This is a genomic window from Agromyces intestinalis (assembly GCF_008365295.1).
GTDB lineage: Bacteria > Actinomycetota > Actinomycetes > Actinomycetales > Microbacteriaceae > Agromyces > Agromyces intestinalis.
Genome location: NZ_CP043505.1, coordinates 3538609 through 3554366 on the forward strand (window position 1 = coordinate 3538609; position 15758 = coordinate 3554366).

The window sequence follows — 15758 nt, forward strand, 5'->3', positions numbered from 1 at the left end:
CGGAGCAGCATGTCCGAAATCAGTGCGGAGCAGGTCGCGCATCTCGCGAACCTCGCCCGCATCGCGCTCACCGAGGACGAGATCGAGCACCTCACGACGGAGCTCGGCCAGATCATGCAGGCGGTCGAGCAGGTGAATCAGGTCGCCACGCCCGACGTGCCGCCGACCAGCCACCCGATCCCGATGCAGAACGTGTTCCGCGACGACGTCGTGGGCGACACGGTGCTCACGGCCGAGCAGGCCGTCTCGGGTGCACCCGAGGCCGACGGCGGTCGGTTCGTGGTCTCCGCGATCCTGGGGGAGGAGCAGTGAGCACCGAACTGACCAGGCTGGATGCCTCCGCGCTCGCGGCGAAGCTCGCCGCGGGCGAGGTGTCGAGCGTCGAAGCGACGAAGGCGCATCTCGACCGCATCGCGGCCGTCGACGGCGCGGTGCACGCGTTCCTGCACGTCGCGGGCGAGCGTGCGCTCGCCGATGCCGCCGAGGTCGACCGCCGTCGCGCCGCGGGCGAGCCGCTCGGCGAGCTCGCGGGCGTGCCGATCGCCGTGAAGGACGTGCTCGTGACCCAGGGCATGCCCTCGACCGCGGGCTCCCGCATCCTCGAGGGCTGGGTGCCGCCGTACGACGCGACGCCGGTGCGCAAGGTGCGCGAGGCCGGGCTCATCCCGCTCGGCAAGACCAACATGGACGAGTTCGCGATGGGCTCGTCGACCGAGCACTCGGCCTATGGCCCGACGTTCAACCCGTGGGACCTCGAGCGCATCCCCGGCGGTTCGGGCGGTGGCTCGGCGGCGGCGGTCGCCGCGTTCGAGGCGCCGCTCGCGCTCGGCAGCGACACGGGCGGGTCGATCCGCCAGCCCGCGCACGTGACCGGCACGGTCGGCGTGAAGCCGACCTACGGCGCGGTGAGCCGCTACGGCTCGATCGCGCTCGCGTCGAGCCTCGACCAGATCGGCCCGGTGACGCGCACGGTGCTCGATGCGGCGCTGCTGCAGGACGTGATCGCGGGGCACGACCCGCACGACTCCACGTCGATCCCCGACGCGTGGCCGTCGATGGCCGAAGCGGTGCGCAATGCCGACGTGCGGGGCCTGCGCATCGGCGTCGTGAAGGAGCTCGATTCCGAAGGTTTCCAGGCCGGCGTGCGCCAGCGATTCCACGAGGCGCTCGACCTGCTCGAGCGCCACGGCGCCGAGATCGTCGAGGTCAGCGCGCCGAACTTCGAGCACTCGATCGCGGCGTACTACCTGATCCTCCCGGCCGAGGCGAGCTCGAACCTGGCCAAGTTCGACTCGGTGCGGTTCGGTCTGCGGGTGACGCCCGAGGGCGGTGGCACGGTCGAGCAGGTGATGGCCGCGACCCGCGAGGCGGGCTTCGGCCCCGAGGTGAAGCGCCGCATCATCCTCGGCACCTACGCCCTGTCGGCCGGCTACTACGACGCGTACTACGGCAGCGCGCAGAAGGTGCGCACGCTCGTGCAGCGCGACTTCGACGCCGCGTTCGCGAAGGTCGACGTGCTCGCCACGCCCACCGCTCCGACCACGGCGTTCAAGCTCGGCGAGAAGCTCGACGATCCGCTGGCGATGTACCTGAACGATGTGGCGACCATCCCCGCGAACCTCGCGGGTGTGCCCGGCATCTCGGTGCCCGCGGGGCTCGCGCCCGAGGACGGCCTGCCGGTCGGCATCCAGTTCCTCGCGCCGGCGCGTGAAGACGCCCGCCTGTACAACGTGGGCGGGGCGCTCGAGCAGCTGCTCACCGCCGAGTGGGGCGGTCGCCTGCTCGACCGCGCACCCGACCTGTCCACCCATGAGCTGCTCGCGACCGAGGAAGGTGCCGTCTGATGGCCCGCGCCGAACTGATGGACTACGACAAGGCGCTCGAGCTGTTCGAGCCGGTCATCGGCCTCGAGGTGCACGTCGAGCTCAACACCGAGACGAAGATGTTCTCGCCGGCACCGAACCCGGCGAACGCGAAGTACCACGGTGCCGAGCCGAACACGCTGGTCTCGCCGGTGTGCCTTGGCCTGCCGGGCTCGCTTCCGGTCGTGAACGGCGACGCGGTGCGCAAGTCGATCTCGCTCGGGCTCGCGCTCGGCTGCTCGATCGCCGAGTCGAGCCGCTTCGCGCGCAAGAACTACTTCTACCCCGACCTCGCGAAGAACTACCAGATCTCGCAGTACGACGAGCCGATCGCGTACGAGGGCACGGTCGAGGTCGAGATCGACGGCGGCAAGGTCTTCCAGGTGCCGATCGAGCGCGCCCACATGGAAGAGGACGCGGGCAAGCTCACGCACGTCGGCGGCTCGACGGGTCGCATCCACGGCGCCGAGTACTCGCTCGTCGACTACAACCGCGCAGGTGTACCGCTGGTCGAGATCGTCACGAAGCCGATCTTCGGTGCCGAGGCGGATGCTCCCGCGCTCGCGCGCGCGTATGTGTCGACGATCCGCGACATCGCCCTCGCGCTCGGTATCTCCGAGGCGCGTATGGAGCGCGGGAACCTGCGCTGCGACGCGAACGTGTCGCTGCGCCCCCGCGGCGAGCAGAAGCTCGGCATTCGCACCGAGACGAAGAACGTGAACTCGTTCCGCTCGATCGAGCGTGCGGTGCGCTACGAGATCCAGCGTCAGGCGGCGATCCTCGCGAAGGGCGGGTCGATCACGCAGGAGACCCGGCACTGGCACGAGGATTCGGGCACCACGAGCCCGGGGCGCCCGAAGTCCGACGCCGACGACTACCGGTATTTCCCCGAGCCCGACCTGCTGCCCGTCGTGCCGTCGGCCGAGCTCATCGAGGAATTGCGCGCCGCGCTTCCCGAGGCGCCGGCCTCGCGTCGGCGCCGGCTCAAGGCCGAGTGGGGCTTCACCGACGAGGAGTTCCAGCTCGTGGCGAACTCGGGCATGTTGAACGAGCTGGCCGAGACCGTCGCTGCCGGCGCCACGCCCGCGGCCGCGCGCAAGTGGTGGACGGGTGAGATCGCGCGCCTCGCGAACCAGCGCGAGACGGATGCCTCGGGCCTCGTGTCGCCCCAGCACGTCGCCGAGCTCGCCGCGCTCGTCGAGGACGGCACGCTCACCGACCGGCTCGCCCGGCAGGTGCTCGAGGGCGTCATCGACGGCGAAGGCTCGCCGCAGCAGGTCGTCGATGCACGCGGCCTCGCGGTGGTCTCCGACGACGGCGCCCTGATCGCGGCCATCGACCAGGCGCTCGCGGCCCAGCCCGATGTGCTCGAGAAGATCCGCGACGGCAAGGTGCAGGCGGCCGGCGCGGTCATCGGCGCGGTCATGAAGGCCATGCAGGGCAAGGCCGACGCCGCGCGCGTGCGCGAGCTCGTCCTGGAGCGCGCCGGCCAGGTGTAACCATCCGTCTGCCGGCGGAGCGTCCGCTGGGCGATGGCGGGCGCCAGCCGGCGTCGCGCGCGCCGAGCGGTGCCCCCGCGGTGCGTGCACGGGCCGTTCGCGTCTGGAGCCTTCTCTCGCATCGACTCCGGCACTGTGCGCGGGTGGCGTCAGTGCCGGAGCGGGGTTCGGGGAAACGCGTCTGGGGTATGCCGGGGGCGCATCAGCGCCGGAGTCGGCCCGGACGCCCACGTCGCCGGGTGTCGGAGGCTCGGGGTAGCGTCGAAGCGTGAGCAAGCAGGATGGCTCGTCGAGGCAGGTGACGACGGGTCCCGTCGACGACTCGGCGACCCCGATCCTGCACGTCGATATGGATGCGTTCTTCGTGTCAGTCGAGTTGCTGAGCCGACCCGAGCTGCGCGGGAAGCCCGTGCTCGTCGGCGGCACCGCTGGCCGTGGCGTCGTCTCGGCGGCGAGCTACGAGGCCCGCCGGTTCGGGGTCAATTCGGCGATGCCGATGTCGGTTGCGCTGCGACGGTGCCCCAATGCGATCGTGCTCCGCGGCGACTACGCGAGCTACGCCAGCTACTCGAAGCAGGTGATGCAGATCTTCGAGTCGATCACGCCGCGAGTCGAGAAGCTGTCGATCGACGAGGCCTTCCTCGACGTGTCGGGCGCGCGCCGTCTCCACGGCAGTCCCGCCGAGATCGGCTGGACCATCCGCGAGCGCGTGCGCGCCGAGACAGGCCTCACCTGCTCGGTCGGCATCGCCGCGACGAAATACGTGGCCAAGGTGGCATCCGGTCGTGCGAAGCCCGATGGACTGCTCGTCGTGCCCGCCGCCGACACGATCGCGTTCCTGCACCCGCTGCCGATCTCGGCGCTGTGGGGCGTCGGGAAGGTCACCGAGGAGTCGCTCGCACGCCTCGGGCTGCGCACCATCGGCGACGTCGCCGACATGCCCGCCGACGCCCTCGAGCGTGCCGTCGGTCCCGCGCTCACGACACGACTGCGCAGCCTCGCCGCCGGCGAAGACCCACGTCGGGTCGTGACGGGCCGCGAAGAGAAGAGCATCGGCCACGAGTCGACGTTCTCGCACGACTTGGTCGAGCCCGACGACATCCGCCGTGAGCTGCTGCGACTCTCCGACGACGTCGCGGTGAGGCTGCGCCGGGCCGGGCTCGTCGCCCGGACGGTGTCGCTGAAGCTCCGCTACGGTGACTTCCGCACCCTCACGCGTTCGCGCACGCTCGCCGAACCGACCGACGTCGGCCGCCGCATCTACGACGAGGCCGCCGCCGCGCTCGCGGGTCTCATCGGCGACGGTGCGCGGGTGCGGCTCATCGGCGTTCGCGCCGAGCAGCTGCGTCCGGCCGGCGGTGGGGCGATGCTGTGGGATCCCGACGAAGACTGGCGAGAGGCCGAGCGAGCGGTCGACGAGGTGACCGCCCGGTTCGGCCGCGGAGCCGTTCGGCCCGCCGCGCTGGTTCGAGCGAAGCGAACGACCGCTTCGGCCGGCCCCGGTGCTGGCGAGTCCGTGGAGCGTGAGGACGACGGGCGCACGGTCGACGTGCGCTCCGAGGTGATACGCCGCCTCCGCGACGGTGATTGACGTGCCGCCGATGCGCAGTCGGGTACGCGGAGGTCTCGTGACGGACATCAGCGGCATCCGGGCCGCTCGACCGCAAGGGGTGGCCGGGCGAGCACGCGCTCGGTAGCCTGCTGCACATGACTGAACTCGTGCTCGACCTCGCAGACAAGGTCGCCGGCGTCGGCGTCCGCACCTCGTACGGCGACCCGGTCGACGTCGGGGGCTCCACGATCGTGCCCGTCGCGCTCGGGTACTACGGGTTCGGCGGCGGAAGCGGCAGCGGTGAGGGCGACGTCGGCGAAGACCGGCAGGGCCACGGTGAGGGCTCGGGCGGCGGCGGGGGAGGCGTCTCCATTCCTCTCGGCGCATATGTCGGTCGCGGCGGCGAGGTCCGCTTCGAGCCGAACGTCATCGGGCTGCTGCTCGTGGCCACTCCGTTCGTCTGGGCGCTCGGCAAGACGCTGCGGTGGATCATCCGGGCACTCAAGCACTGACCCGCCCGAAACCGCGCGAGTCGCGTCGCACACCGCGACTCGCGCGTATACTCGTGCCCTGAACACGGGAGTCCGGTGAGCCGGGCTGAGAGGAAGGTTCTCCAACCTTCGACCGTCGAACCTGATCTGGGTCATGCCAGCGCAGGGAGGGCATCCCATCTCAATCCCGTGCCGCTTTCCATCGAACGAAAGGGCACGACAGTGCACGCAACCATCACTGAACCCGACCGCGTCTCGACCGGCGGTCGCCGACTGCGTTGGCGCGTGGTCGACATCGTCGTCGCGAGCGTCGTAGGCATCGCGACCGGCCTGCTGTTCCTCGTCTGGAACAACCTCGGCTACGCCTGGTTCTCCGCAGCCGACGCGCTCACTCCCGGCCTCGGCGGCATCGCGGTCGGCATCTGGCTCATCGGTGGTGTGCTGGGTGGGCTCATCATCCGAAAGCCGGGCGCTGCGCTCTACGTCGAGGTGCTGGCTGCGATCGTCTCGGCGATCGTCGGCAACCAATGGGGCATCGAGACGCTGTACTCGGGAGTCGCACAGGGCCTCGGAGCCGAACTCGTGTTCGCGATCTTCGCCTACCGCAGCTTCGGACCGATCGTGGCGATCCTCGCGGGCGCTGCTGCCGGGCTCGGCGCGTGGACCCTCGAGCTGTTCACGTCGGCGAACCTGCAGAAGTCGGCCGAGTTCCTCGCGCTGTACCTGGGCACCACGGTGCTGTCGGGTGCCGTGCTCGCCGGCCTGCTCGGCTGGCTCATCGTACGCGGTCTCGCCGCGACCGGCGCGCTCAACCGGTTCGCCGCGGGGCAGTCGGTGACGAAGCGGGTCTGAGGTGACCGCACTCGGCGTCGCACCTGCCGCCGTCTCCGCAGAGGGGTGGGGCTGGCGACACGCCGGCCGCATCCGCTGGGCGCTGGCCGGACTCGACCTGCGGATCGAGCCCGGCGAGCGGGTGCTCGTGGTCGGCCCGTCGGGCAGTGGCAAGTCGTCGTTGCTGCACGCGCTCGCGGGCGTCCACGGCGGCGACGAGGAGGGCGAGTCGGCCGGGCGCCTGCTCATCGACGGGCACGACTCGCGCGACGCGCGCGGGCGCGTCGGGCTCGTGCTGCAGGACCCCGACTCGCAGGTGGTGCTCGCGCGGGTCGGCGACGACGTCGCGTTCGCCTGCGAGAACCTCGGCGTGCCGCGCGAGCGGATCTGGCCACGGGTGCGGGGCGCACTCGAGGCCGTCGGGCTCGACTTGCCGCTCGAGCATCCGACGAGTCGGCTCTCGGGCGGGCAGAAGCAGCGCCTGGCACTCGCCGGAGCGCTGGCGATGCAGCCCGGGCTGTTGCTGCTCGACGAGCCCACGGCGAACCTGGATCCCGACGGCGTCGCCGAGGTTCGCGAGGCGGTACGCCGGGTCCTCGACGAGACCCGATCGACACTCGTCGTCGTCGAGCACCGCGTCGACGTCTGGCTCGACCTCGTCTCGCGCATGCTCGTATTCGGTCGCGACGGGCGGCTCATCGCCGACGGTGACCCCGCGGGCGTGCTCGAACGGCACCGCGACGAACTGCTCGCGGCGGGGGTCTGGGTGCCCGGTGCTGCGCTGCCGGTCGCCGCGGCGACCCCGGTCGCGCCGGGCGGCGCGAGGGAACTGGCCGCGCACGGCCTCGCGATCGGTCGATCGCGGGACCGGGTCGTCCGTCGCGGCATCGACGCGGGCCTGCCCTCCTCGGCATCCACCGTGCTCACGGGGCCGAACGGGGTCGGCAAGTCGACCCTGGCACTCACGCTCGGAGGGCTGCTGCCCGCCCTCGACGGCCGGGTCGAGGCATCCGACGCCCTCGCCGCCGGGCTCGGACGCGACCCGATCGCCTGGCGCTCGAAGCAGTTGCTCACGCGCATCGGCACGGTGTTCCAGGAGCCCGAGCACCAGTTCGTGGCCCGCACCGTGCGCGACGAGGCCGCGGTCGCTGTCCGTGCGCTGGGCGACCGCGGTGGCGACCCCGACGCCGACCGCCGTGTCGACGAGGTGCTCGAGCGACTCCATCTGAACCGGCTCGCCGAGGCGAACCCGTTCACCCTGAGCGGCGGCGAACAGCGTCGGCTGACCGTGGCATCCGTGCTCGTCGCCCGGCCGCGCGTCATCATCCTCGACGAGCCGACGTTCGGGCAGGACCGGGTGACCTGGATCGAGCTCGTCACGATCCTGCGCGAGCTCGTCGACGAGGGCATCACCCTGCTCTCGGTCACCCACGACCGCGCCTACGTCGACGCGCTCGGCGACCACCTCGTGACACTGGGCGCGCGGTCGGGCGCGAGCGGCATCGCGGAGGCGGCCGCATGAGCCTCGACGAACGCACCGGCGTCGACGTGCCGACCCTCAGCGACCCGCCAGGGGACGGGCGGGACGATGGGCGACCGCCCCTGCGCCTCCTGTCGCGCGTCAACCCGGTGACGCGGCTCGCCGCGATCATGCTCATGACCACGCCGCTGCTCGTCACCGTCGACTGGGTGAGCGCGGCGATCGCACTCGTGCTGCAGCTCGTGCTCTTCATCGCGGCGGGCCTGTCGCCGTCGTCGATCGTGAAGCGGGTGTGGCCGATTCTCGTGGCCGCGCCGATCGCCGGCATCAGCATGCTGCTCTACGGCCGGCCGTCGGGCACGGTCTACGTCGACTTCGGCCTCATCCGCATCACCGACGGGTCGATCGAACTCGCGATCGCGATCACGGTGCGAGTGCTCGCCGTCGGGCTTCCGGCCGTACTGCTGTTCATCGACGTCGACCCGACAGCCCTTGCCGACGGGCTCGCCCAGGTGTGGCATCTGCCGAGCCGGTTCGTGCTCGGCGCGCTCGCGGGAGCGCGACTCGTCGGTCTGTTCCTCGAGGATTGGCGGGCGATGGCGCTGTCGCGGCGCGCCCGCGGAATCGGCGACCACGGCGTGCTGCGTCGGTTCGCCACCATGGCGTTCGCGCTGCTGGTGCTCGCCATCCGTCGCGGTTCGAAGCTCGCGACGGCGATGGAGGCGCGCGGATTCGGCGCCGATCTCCCGCGTACCTGGGCGCGCGACTCGCGGGTCGGCGCCGCCGACTGGCTGCTCATCGCGATCGCGGTCGCGGTCGCGGTCATCGCGCTGGCCGGGGCGGTCGTGGCCGGTACGTTCCACCCGGTGTGGGCGTGAGCGGTCGCGGGGCGGGCCACGCGACCGCGTCGGGCAGGCCCGCGGGTATCGAGGTGCGCAGCGCGGTCGAGCGGGCAGTCAGAGATGCGGATGCCTCGGTGATCGCGATCGACGGACCGAGCGGTGTCGGCAAGTCATCACTGGCAACTGCCCTTGCTGCCGCGTGGCCCGCGCCCACCCGGGTGCTGCGGCTCGACGACATCTACCCGGGGTGGCATGGGCTCGATCGCGGTGCGCGCGCGGCGAAGGTCGGCGTGTTCGATCCGCTCGCGGCCGGGCGGGTCGGGCACCGGCCGGTCTGGGACTGGACGACCTCGCGCAGCGGCGGGTCCGTCGCCGAGCGCCCACGGCGCGGGCGCACGATCGTGGAGGGCTGCGGTGCGTTCGCCGCCGTCGCGGGGCGACGCGACGGCGTGGTGCGGATCTGGCTGGAGGCGCCCGACGACGTGCGGCGCGACCGCGCGCTGCGGCGCGACGCCGGCGGATTCGATCCCTACTGGCCGATGTGGGACGCCCAGTGGCGCCGATACGCCGCCCGCCGCCCGCGTGCCGCCGCCGACCTCATCGTGCGGATCGTCGGGGAGTGAGCCGCGACTCGCGCCGGCGGACGGTGCATGATGACGGCCTGCGGCGTAGCGTAGCGACATGAGTGATGCGCAAGCCGGTGGACAGTACGTCGCCGAGTTCATCGACGGACCGCTCGAAGGCGATTTCGAGCGGCGGGCCCTGGTCGGCGGCAAACCCGAGAAGCGCGTGGGCATGGTCGCCGCGGTCGACGGCCTCGAATCGCTGTTCTGGTACGACGCGGTCGACGAGCGCACGGTCGGCAGCGAACTGCGCGTCCGGTTCCGCTTCGACGCCGATGACTCCGACCCCGTCGAGTTCGACGAGGACGACAACGACTGACCCGAACCGGATGCCTCGCGGCAGCCGCCGTGGCACCCCGAGGCGTCGCCGCGCCTGGTTCTGCTCGGTCGTGACCCTGCGCGTCAGTCCTGATTCGCGGCGAACGCACCGATGATCGCGAACGGGTTCGCGAGCCGCCAGAGCGGGCCGGGGTCGTCGATGTCGGCCGACAAACGCAAGGGCGACCCCACTTCGCCGTCGCCGGTCGGCACGCTGACGCGCCCGATGTCGCGGCTCGAGCTCGCAGTCGTGAACGCCTCGACGGTGACCTTCGCCTTGCCCGTCGCGCCCGTCCATCCCGTCCCCGCTCGCGTGGTCGATGCGACGAGATCCGCGCGATCGCCCCACGCGGTGCTCACCGACCCGTACGAGGTGCCGGCGGTGATGAGCTCGATCGGGGCGGCAGCGGCCGAGGCCGCCTCGACGACGGCCGCGACGGCCGGGTCGAGCGTCTCGTAGTCGGGGATGAGCAGCATCGCGCCGACCAGCCGGCTCGATCCGTCGGATGCCTCGTCGGCGACCTCGGTCGTGAACAGGAACGTGAGCGCCGCCGGGTCGGTGTAGCTGCGAGTGATGGCGCGGACGCCCTGGTCGTCGAGGCGCGCGACGACGTCGGGCACCTTGCGGGCCGTGCTGGGCAGGGTCGCGGAGCCGTCGAGCAGGCTGCCGAGCGACGGAGATGCCATCGCCATCGCCGCGAGGCGGGTGAGCTCGGTCGCGTTGCCGATGTTGTCGCCCGAGAGGCCGGTCGCGTCGGCGACCCGCGTGGCGGTGAACTCGTGATCGTCGAGCCAGGCGTTGGCGGCCGTCACGTACTTCTCGACGCTGCCGAACGCCCAGCGGGCGAGGGTGTCGGCGTGGTTGTTGCTCGACGCGAAGAGCACCGCGCGCACCACGTCGCGTTCGGTCCAGGTCTCGCCGGGGGAGACCTGCAGGGTGCGCGCGTCTTCCTTCTGATAGTTCAGGTAGTCGGTGTAATCGGCGGGCTTGATGGTCACGCCGGGCCCGTCTTCGTCGGGAGGCAGCGGCAGCGAATCGAGGGTGACGAGCAGGGTCACGAGCTTGGCGGCGCCGCCGATCGGCACGGCGTCGTCGCCGCCCGACTGCGCGACCACGGCCGCCTCGCCGTCAGCACCGACGACGGCGACCGCGCTCTGACCGTCGGCGGGCAGCGGAATCTCGGCGCCGGCGGGAGGCGTGACATCCGTCGCCTTCGCGGTGCTGACCGCCGCGGCCGGAAGCGGGCCCAACAGCATCGCCGGACCGTACACCCCGATGCCCAGGATCGCGACCGCACCGACGATGATGCCGACGATGCGGCCGGGACTGAGACTCATGCAGACAGGTTAACCCGGCGCAACGGCTGCACCCGACGCCACGTCACGCCCAGCCCAGTTCGTGCAGCCGGTCGTCGTCGATGCCGTAGTAGTGCGCGATCTCGTGCACGAGCGTGACGTGGATCTCGTCGCGCAACTCGTCTTCGTCGGCGCAGATCGCGAGCAGCGGCTCGCGGTACAGGATGATGCGGTCGGGCATCTCGCCGAACCCGTACCGATCGCGCTCGGTGAGGGCGGTGCCGTCGTAGAGGCCGAGCAGGTCGAGCGATCCGTCTTCGGGGCGGTCCTCGACCACGAACACCACGTTGTCGAGTCCGTCGACCATGTCGTCGGGAAGCTGGTCGAGCTCGTCGACGACGATCGCCTCGAAGGCCTCAGGGTCGAGATCCACGAACTGCTCCGTTCACGTGGTGGGAAAACGCGGAACGGCCGGCGACTCGCCGGCCGTTCTCACGGAGTGGGGTGAGTAACGGGGCTTGAACCCGCGACCTCCTGGACCACAACCAGGCGCTCTACCAACTGAGCTATACCCACCATGCGTCATGACCGCGCGGCGATCATGGCAACTCAACGAGCTTACACCACCTTGGCTGCGAACTCGTTCACGACGTCGGCGGCGATCGCCTGCACTTCGGGCGTCGTGGGGCCTGGATCGGCGACGAACGCGGCGCGTCGGTAGTACTGCAGTTCGCGGATGGATTCGAGGATGTCGGCGAGGGCCCGGTGGCCGCCGTTCTTGGCGGGCGCGTTGATGTAGACCCGCGGGAACCAGCGCTTGGCGAGCTCTTTGATGGAGGACACGTCGACGTTGCGGTAGTGCAAGTGGCCGTCGAGTCGCGGCATGTACTTCGCGAGGAATGCTCGGTCGGTGCCGATCGAATTGCCGGCGAGCGGTGCCCGCTGGCTCTCGGGGATATGCCGCAGCACGTACTCGAGCACCTGGTACTCGGCATCGGCGACGCTGACGCCGTCGGGGATCTCGTGGATGAGGCCCGAATCGGTGTGCATCTGGCGGACGAAGTCGTTCATCGACTCGAGCGCGCTGGCACCCGGCTTGATGACGATGTTGAGCCCCTCGTCGACGGGCCTGAGGTCGTAGTCGGTGATGATCACCGCGATCTCGACGAGTTCGTCGACCTCGAGGTCGAGGCCCGTCATCTCGCAGTCGATCCAGACGAGTCGATCCGCAGCACCTGCCATGCGGGCGATTCTACCGGCCGCTTCCGACACCGCTGTTCTGCGCCGTTCGGTGCCCCCGGCAGGAATCGAACCTGCGACCGACAGATTAGAAGGCTGCTGCTCTATCCGCTGAGCTACGGGGGCCGACCCGGACAGCTTACCGAACCCGCCCGGATGCGCCCGCGAAACCGGCCCGCCGTCCCGGATCCGTGGGGCGGCGGCGATTCAGCCCCTCGGTCGGCACGGGTGGAAACGGCTCGAGACGCGGCGCGGCATCCGGTTCGCCCTCGCCCGCCCTCCGGCGGACGCGCACCGCGAGCGCGACGAGCGGGAAGTCGAGCACCGCGCACTCGCCGGCTCCGACGAGCGCGGTTGCCGTGGCCGAGTCGAGTTCGCCGTGCCCGACTCGAGTTCGCCGCGCTCGACGCTGATCGCGGTGACCGCGACGACGATCGGCAGGCCGGTCGCGCCGGTCATGACGAAGAACGCGGGCACGAGCGCGCTGTAGCCGACCGCCTCGAGCTTCGTCTCGATCACTGCGACGTCGTGTTCTGGCGCCCGCGAAGCGTGTCGGCGGCAGCGCGTAGCGCCCGCGAAACATCCGCGCAGTATCGTCGAGCCATGCACGACCTTCAGGAACGCATCATCCGAGAGCTCGACGTCCACCCGAACATCGACCCGGCGGGCGAGGTGCGCCGCCGCGTCGACTTCCTGAAGCGCTACGCGCTCGCGTCGGATGCTGCGGGCTTCGTGCTCGGCATCAGCGGCGGGCAGGACTCGACGCTGGCGGGGCGGCTGTGCGCGCTCGCGACGGCCGAACTCGTCGCCGAGGGGCGCGCGACCCGATTCGTCGCGGTGCGGCTTCCGTACCGCGTGCAGCGCGACGAGGAGGATGCGCAGCTGGCGCTCGGCTTCATCGAGCCACCCGAGACCGTCACGTTCGACATCGCCGGCGGGGTCGACGGCATCGTCGCCGACTATCTCGCCGCACTGGGCGAGCCGCTGAGCGACTTCGGCAAGGGCAACGTCAAGGCCCGGCTGCGCATGGTCGCACAGTACGCCATCGCGGGCGAGGGTCGGCTGCTGGTGGTCGGCACCGACCACGCCGCCGAGGCGGTGACGGGGTTCTTCACGAAGTTCGGCGACGGCGGCGTCGACGTGATCCCGCTGTCGGGGCTCACGAAGCGGCAGGGGCGTGCGCTGCTCGAGCATCTGGGCGCCCCCGAGCGCCTGTACTTGAAGACCCCGACCGCCGATCTGCTCGACGAGGAGCCGGGGCAGTCGGATGAGGCGAACCTCGGCCTGTCGTACCGCGACATCGACACCTACCTCGAGGGCGGGCAGATCGACGCCGAGGTTGCTCGCCGCATCGAGCAGCGGTACCTGCAGACGCAGCACAAGCGCGCGACGCCGGTCGGCCCGGCCGAGACGTGGTGGCAGCCCGAGGAGTGAACGGCGTCGTCAGTCGGCGCGGACGACGGGCAGCGGGTTGGTCGAGCTGGTCGGGGCCGACTGCTCGCCTGCGGGCGTCTCGGCGAGCACCGCGGTGTCGCTGTAGCGCTCGTGATGCTGTTCGGCGACCCAGGAGTCTTGCTCGTCGAGGAGCACCTGCTCGGGTTCGGGTCGCTGGCTGCGCCAGTGGGCGAGGTCGTCCTGGAAGCGACGGCGCGCGCGATTGGGGCGGCGCTCCCAGTCGATGAGACGGTCGCGGAACTCGGCGACAGCGGGGTCGAGCTGGTAGCCGAACGTCGCCGACGCGCGCTTGAGCTCGTGCAGTTGGTGCGCGGCCCAGTTCGCCGCGACCGCGGCCCCCCGGATCGGCAGCAGGCGCACGAGGATGTCGGCCTGACCGACGGCTCGGTCGGCGAGCACCTGCTCTTGCGGGGTCAGCGAGTTCCACACCGACGCCTCGGTAGCGGCATCGACGAGGGCCTGCACGGCCGCGGTCTTCTGCTCGCGGTCGCGTTGCGCCACGAGTCGGCGAGTCGATGCGCTCGCGATCCATGCCGCGAGCAGCCCCGACAGGATCACCGCGAGGAACAGCACCCCGGCGGCGAACAGCGTCGGACGGGCGCCGGGCGACGCGAGCCAGTCGACGAAATCGTTCCACCACTCCATGCGCGCAGGCTATCGGCCGAGACGCGAACGCGTCGTGAGCGCGGTCGGCGTGGCCGAAGTCGCCGCAGGCGTCGCGCGCGTCAGGTCAGCGGAAGACCTCGGCGGCATCGCGCGAACTGCGGAACTCGCCGACCGGCATCGTGCGCGCGGTGCCCGCCACCAACCGTCGCGCGACGAACCGCTCGTCGTCGCCGACCTCGGCGCGCCGCTCGATGTGGCCGAGCACGGCGCCCGTCGCCGACGCCACCCGCCACAGGCCGGGTGCGGCCGCCGCGAAGCTCAGGCCGGGTACGGCGACCGGGAACGGCTCGCGCTGACGCGCGAATGCGGTCGTGGTCATGGATCGCTCCTCTCGTCGTGCAGCCGGCCCTGCGTCCTGCTTCGAACGCTAGGGCCGACCACCGACATCGAGGTGCACGTGCGCCGTCGGGAACGCGGCGTCAGCCGAGCGCGGTGCCGTGCGCCGCGTACGGTTCGATCAGTTCGATCTCGGCAGGCGTCAGCGGCGAGGCATCCAGTGCTGCGATGTTCTGCTCGAGCTGGGCGACGCTCGACGCGCCGACCAGCGCGCTGACGATCGTCGGCTCGCGCAGCACCCAGCTGATCGCGAGCTGCGCGATCGTCTGGCCGCGCTCCTTCGCGATCGCGTCGAGGGCGCGCACGCGCTCGAGGTACTCGGCGCTGATCTTCTCGGGCGAGAGGAACCGGCTGGTCGCCGCGCGGGAGTCCGCGGGCACCTGGCCCGACAGATAGCGGTCGGTCAGCAGCCCCTGCGCGAGCGGCGAGAACACGATCGCCGCCGAGCCGATCTCGCCGAGCACGTCGAACAGGCCGTCTTCGATGTGCCGGTCGAACATCGAGTACCGCGGCTGGTGGATGGTGAGCGGGATTCCGTGCTCGGCGAGTGCCTCGGACGCCTTCAAGGTCTGCTCGGGCGAGTAGTTCGAGACGCCGACGTACAGGGCCTTGCCCTGCTTGACCGCGCTCGCGAGCGCGCCCATCGTCTCTTCGATGGGGGTCTCGGGGTCGGGTCGGTGCGAGTAGAACACGTCGACGTAGTCGAGCCCTAGCCGCGACAAGCTCTGATCGAGCGAGGAGAGCAGGTACTTGCGCGACCCGAAGTCGCCGTACGGGCCGGGCCACATCTCGTATCCCGCCTTCGACGAGACGATGAGCTCGTCGCGGTACGGCTTGAGGTCGGTCGAGAGGATGCGGCCGAAGTTCTCTTCGGCGCTGCCGGCGGGCGGCCCGTAGTTGTTCGCGAGGTCGAAGTGCGTGACGCCGAGGTCGAAAGCGCGACGCACGATGGCGCGCTGGGTGTCGAGCGGTCGGTCGTGACCGAAGTTGTGCCAGAGGCCGAGCGAGATCGCGGGAAGCTTCAGGCCGCTGCGGCCGACGCGTCGATAGGGCATGCGGTCGTAGCGATCGGGGGAGGCGAGGTAGGTCATGCGGGCCAGCCTACGGCCGGCCCGCGACACGTGGCGTCGCGGCGGCGCGACTCCTCCTCGACCGCGACTCCTCCTCGACCGCGACTCCTCCTCGACCGCGACTCCTCCTCGACCGCGACTCCTCCTCGACAGGGTGCATTCGGGGTGCGATCGCCCACAGTCCGGCTTCGCGACGGG

General features: G+C 71.1%; 16 protein-coding genes, 2 tRNA genes, 1 pseudogene and 1 riboswitch. Of the genes and pseudogenes, 11 read left to right on the forward strand and 8 right to left on the reverse strand.

Annotated features, from left to right (window positions below; genetic code table 11):
• The first annotated feature begins 9 nt into the window (after nucleotides 1-9).
• The 10 genes and pseudogenes from gatC (at nucleotide 10) to FLP10_RS16140 (ending at nucleotide 9499) form a co-directional block, all read left to right on the forward strand.
• Nucleotides 10-312 carry an Asp-tRNA(Asn)/Glu-tRNA(Gln) amidotransferase subunit GatC gene (gatC, locus tag FLP10_RS16095; RefSeq protein WP_149161785.1) on the forward strand — a complete coding sequence of 101 codons (303 nt, stop codon included), beginning with the start codon at nucleotides 10-12 and terminating at the stop codon, nucleotides 310-312.
• Entirely contained in the window at nucleotides 309-1844 is a 1536-nt protein-coding gene (gene gatA / locus FLP10_RS16100; RefSeq protein WP_149161786.1) for an Asp-tRNA(Asn)/Glu-tRNA(Gln) amidotransferase subunit GatA, read from the forward strand. Before gatC ends, gatA begins: the two co-directional genes overlap by 4 nt.
• A complete protein-coding gene (gatB, locus tag FLP10_RS16105) occupies nucleotides 1844-3361 on the forward strand; it encodes an Asp-tRNA(Asn)/Glu-tRNA(Gln) amidotransferase subunit GatB (protein ID WP_149161787.1) in 1518 nt (505 codons plus the stop codon). The genes gatA and gatB overlap by 1 nt, the downstream gene beginning before the upstream one ends.
• A gap of 268 nt (nucleotides 3362-3629) precedes the next feature.
• Nucleotides 3630-4952 (forward strand): DNA polymerase IV, encoded by a 1323-nt coding sequence (locus FLP10_RS16110; protein WP_149161788.1) that lies wholly within the window; start codon nucleotides 3630-3632, stop codon nucleotides 4950-4952.
• Between the two features lie 116 nt (nucleotides 4953-5068).
• Complete coding sequence (locus FLP10_RS16115) at nucleotides 5069-5425, forward strand: hypothetical protein (protein WP_149161789.1); 357 nt, start codon at nucleotides 5069-5071, stop codon at nucleotides 5423-5425.
• Nucleotides 5426-5479: 54 nt separating this feature from the next.
• A riboswitch (TPP riboswitch) is annotated at nucleotides 5480-5590 on the forward strand.
• 36 nt (nucleotides 5591-5626) lie between these two features.
• Nucleotides 5627-6256, forward strand: a complete 630-nt coding sequence (locus tag FLP10_RS16120) for an ECF transporter S component (RefSeq protein ID WP_210418429.1) — start codon at nucleotides 5627-5629, stop codon at nucleotides 6254-6256.
• A 1-nt stretch (nucleotide 6257) separates the two neighbouring features.
• Nucleotides 6258-7757: an ABC transporter ATP-binding protein gene (locus FLP10_RS16125; protein WP_246150061.1), complete on the forward strand. Its 1500-nt coding sequence runs from the start codon at nucleotides 6258-6260 to the stop codon at nucleotides 7755-7757.
• Nucleotides 7758-7768: 11 nt separating this feature from the next.
• Nucleotides 7769-8593, forward strand: a pseudogene (locus tag FLP10_RS16130) (energy-coupling factor transporter transmembrane component T family protein); the annotation flags it as partial.
• A complete protein-coding gene (locus tag FLP10_RS16135; RefSeq protein ID WP_149161791.1) occupies nucleotides 8590-9180 on the forward strand; it encodes a nucleoside/nucleotide kinase family protein in 591 nt (196 codons plus the stop codon). The pseudogene FLP10_RS16130 and the gene FLP10_RS16135, both read left to right, overlap by 4 nt.
• Before the next feature lie 58 nt (nucleotides 9181-9238).
• Nucleotides 9239-9499, forward strand: coding sequence for a hypothetical protein (locus FLP10_RS16140; RefSeq protein WP_149161792.1), 261 nt, complete (start codon nucleotides 9239-9241; stop codon nucleotides 9497-9499).
• An 83-nt stretch (nucleotides 9500-9582) separates the two neighbouring features.
• Here the strand turns inward: FLP10_RS16140 and FLP10_RS16145 are convergent, their stop codons facing one another.
• From FLP10_RS16145 to FLP10_RS16165, 5 genes are all read right to left on the reverse strand, one after another.
• On the reverse strand, nucleotides 9583-10836 hold the full coding sequence (locus tag FLP10_RS16145; RefSeq protein WP_149161793.1) for a D-alanyl-D-alanine carboxypeptidase family protein: 1254 nt from the start codon (nucleotides 10834-10836) through the stop codon (nucleotides 9583-9585).
• Nucleotides 10837-10879: 43 nt separating this feature from the next.
• On the reverse strand, nucleotides 10880-11227 hold the full coding sequence (locus FLP10_RS16150) for a metallopeptidase family protein (protein WP_149161794.1): 348 nt from the start codon (nucleotides 11225-11227) through the stop codon (nucleotides 10880-10882).
• A 67-nt stretch (nucleotides 11228-11294) separates the two neighbouring features.
• Nucleotides 11295-11370 (reverse strand) — tRNA-His (locus FLP10_RS16155).
• A 42-nt stretch (nucleotides 11371-11412) separates the two neighbouring features.
• Entirely contained in the window at nucleotides 11413-12036 is a 624-nt protein-coding gene (gene orn / locus FLP10_RS16160; protein ID WP_149161795.1) for an oligoribonuclease, read from the reverse strand.
• A 50-nt stretch (nucleotides 12037-12086) separates the two neighbouring features.
• Nucleotides 12087-12159, reverse strand: a tRNA-Arg gene (locus FLP10_RS16165).
• A gap of 477 nt (nucleotides 12160-12636) precedes the next feature.
• Here FLP10_RS16165 and nadE point away from each other — a divergent pair.
• Nucleotides 12637-13467 carry an ammonia-dependent NAD(+) synthetase gene (nadE, locus tag FLP10_RS16170; RefSeq protein ID WP_149161796.1) on the forward strand — a complete coding sequence of 277 codons (831 nt, stop codon included), beginning with the start codon at nucleotides 12637-12639 and terminating at the stop codon, nucleotides 13465-13467.
• Between the two features lie 9 nt (nucleotides 13468-13476).
• Here the strand turns inward: nadE and FLP10_RS16175 are convergent, their stop codons facing one another.
• From FLP10_RS16175 to FLP10_RS16185, 3 genes are all read right to left on the reverse strand, one after another.
• Complete coding sequence (locus FLP10_RS16175) at nucleotides 13477-14133, reverse strand: hypothetical protein (protein ID WP_149161797.1); 657 nt, start codon at nucleotides 14131-14133, stop codon at nucleotides 13477-13479.
• An 85-nt stretch (nucleotides 14134-14218) separates the two neighbouring features.
• Nucleotides 14219-14473: a hypothetical protein gene (locus FLP10_RS16180; RefSeq protein WP_149161798.1), complete on the reverse strand. Its 255-nt coding sequence runs from the start codon at nucleotides 14471-14473 to the stop codon at nucleotides 14219-14221.
• Between the two features lie 100 nt (nucleotides 14474-14573).
• Nucleotides 14574-15581 carry an aldo/keto reductase gene (locus FLP10_RS16185; protein ID WP_149161799.1) on the reverse strand — a complete coding sequence of 336 codons (1008 nt, stop codon included), beginning with the start codon at nucleotides 15579-15581 and terminating at the stop codon, nucleotides 14574-14576.
• Between the last annotated feature and the right edge of the window lie 177 nt (nucleotides 15582-15758).

Bases quoted from the DNA above. Each gene is read 5' to 3' on its own strand.
- gatC (WP_149161785.1), top strand. From the start codon at position 10: ATGTCCGAAATCAGTGCGGAGCAGGTCGCGCATCTCGCGAACCTCGCC.
- gatB (WP_149161787.1), top strand. From the start codon at position 1,844: ATGGCCCGCGCCGAACTGATGGACTACGACAAGGCGCTCGAGCTGTTC.
- FLP10_RS16115 (WP_149161789.1), top strand. From the start codon at position 5,069: ATGACTGAACTCGTGCTCGACCTCGCAGACAAGGTCGCCGGCGTCGGC.
- FLP10_RS16140 (WP_149161792.1), top strand. From the start codon at position 9,239: ATGAGTGATGCGCAAGCCGGTGGACAGTACGTCGCCGAGTTCATCGAC.
- FLP10_RS16145 (WP_149161793.1), bottom strand. From the start codon at position 10,836: ATGAGTCTCAGTCCCGGCCGCATCGTCGGCATCATCGTCGGTGCGGTC.
- orn (WP_149161795.1), bottom strand. From the start codon at position 12,036: ATGGCAGGTGCTGCGGATCGACTCGTCTGGATCGACTGCGAGATGACG.
- nadE (WP_149161796.1), top strand. From the start codon at position 12,637: ATGCACGACCTTCAGGAACGCATCATCCGAGAGCTCGACGTCCACCCG.
- FLP10_RS16175 (WP_149161797.1), bottom strand. From the start codon at position 14,133: ATGGAGTGGTGGAACGATTTCGTCGACTGGCTCGCGTCGCCCGGCGCC.
- FLP10_RS16180 (WP_149161798.1), bottom strand. From the start codon at position 14,473: ATGACCACGACCGCATTCGCGCGTCAGCGCGAGCCGTTCCCGGTCGCC.
- FLP10_RS16185 (WP_149161799.1), bottom strand. From the start codon at position 15,581: ATGACCTACCTCGCCTCCCCCGATCGCTACGACCGCATGCCCTATCGA.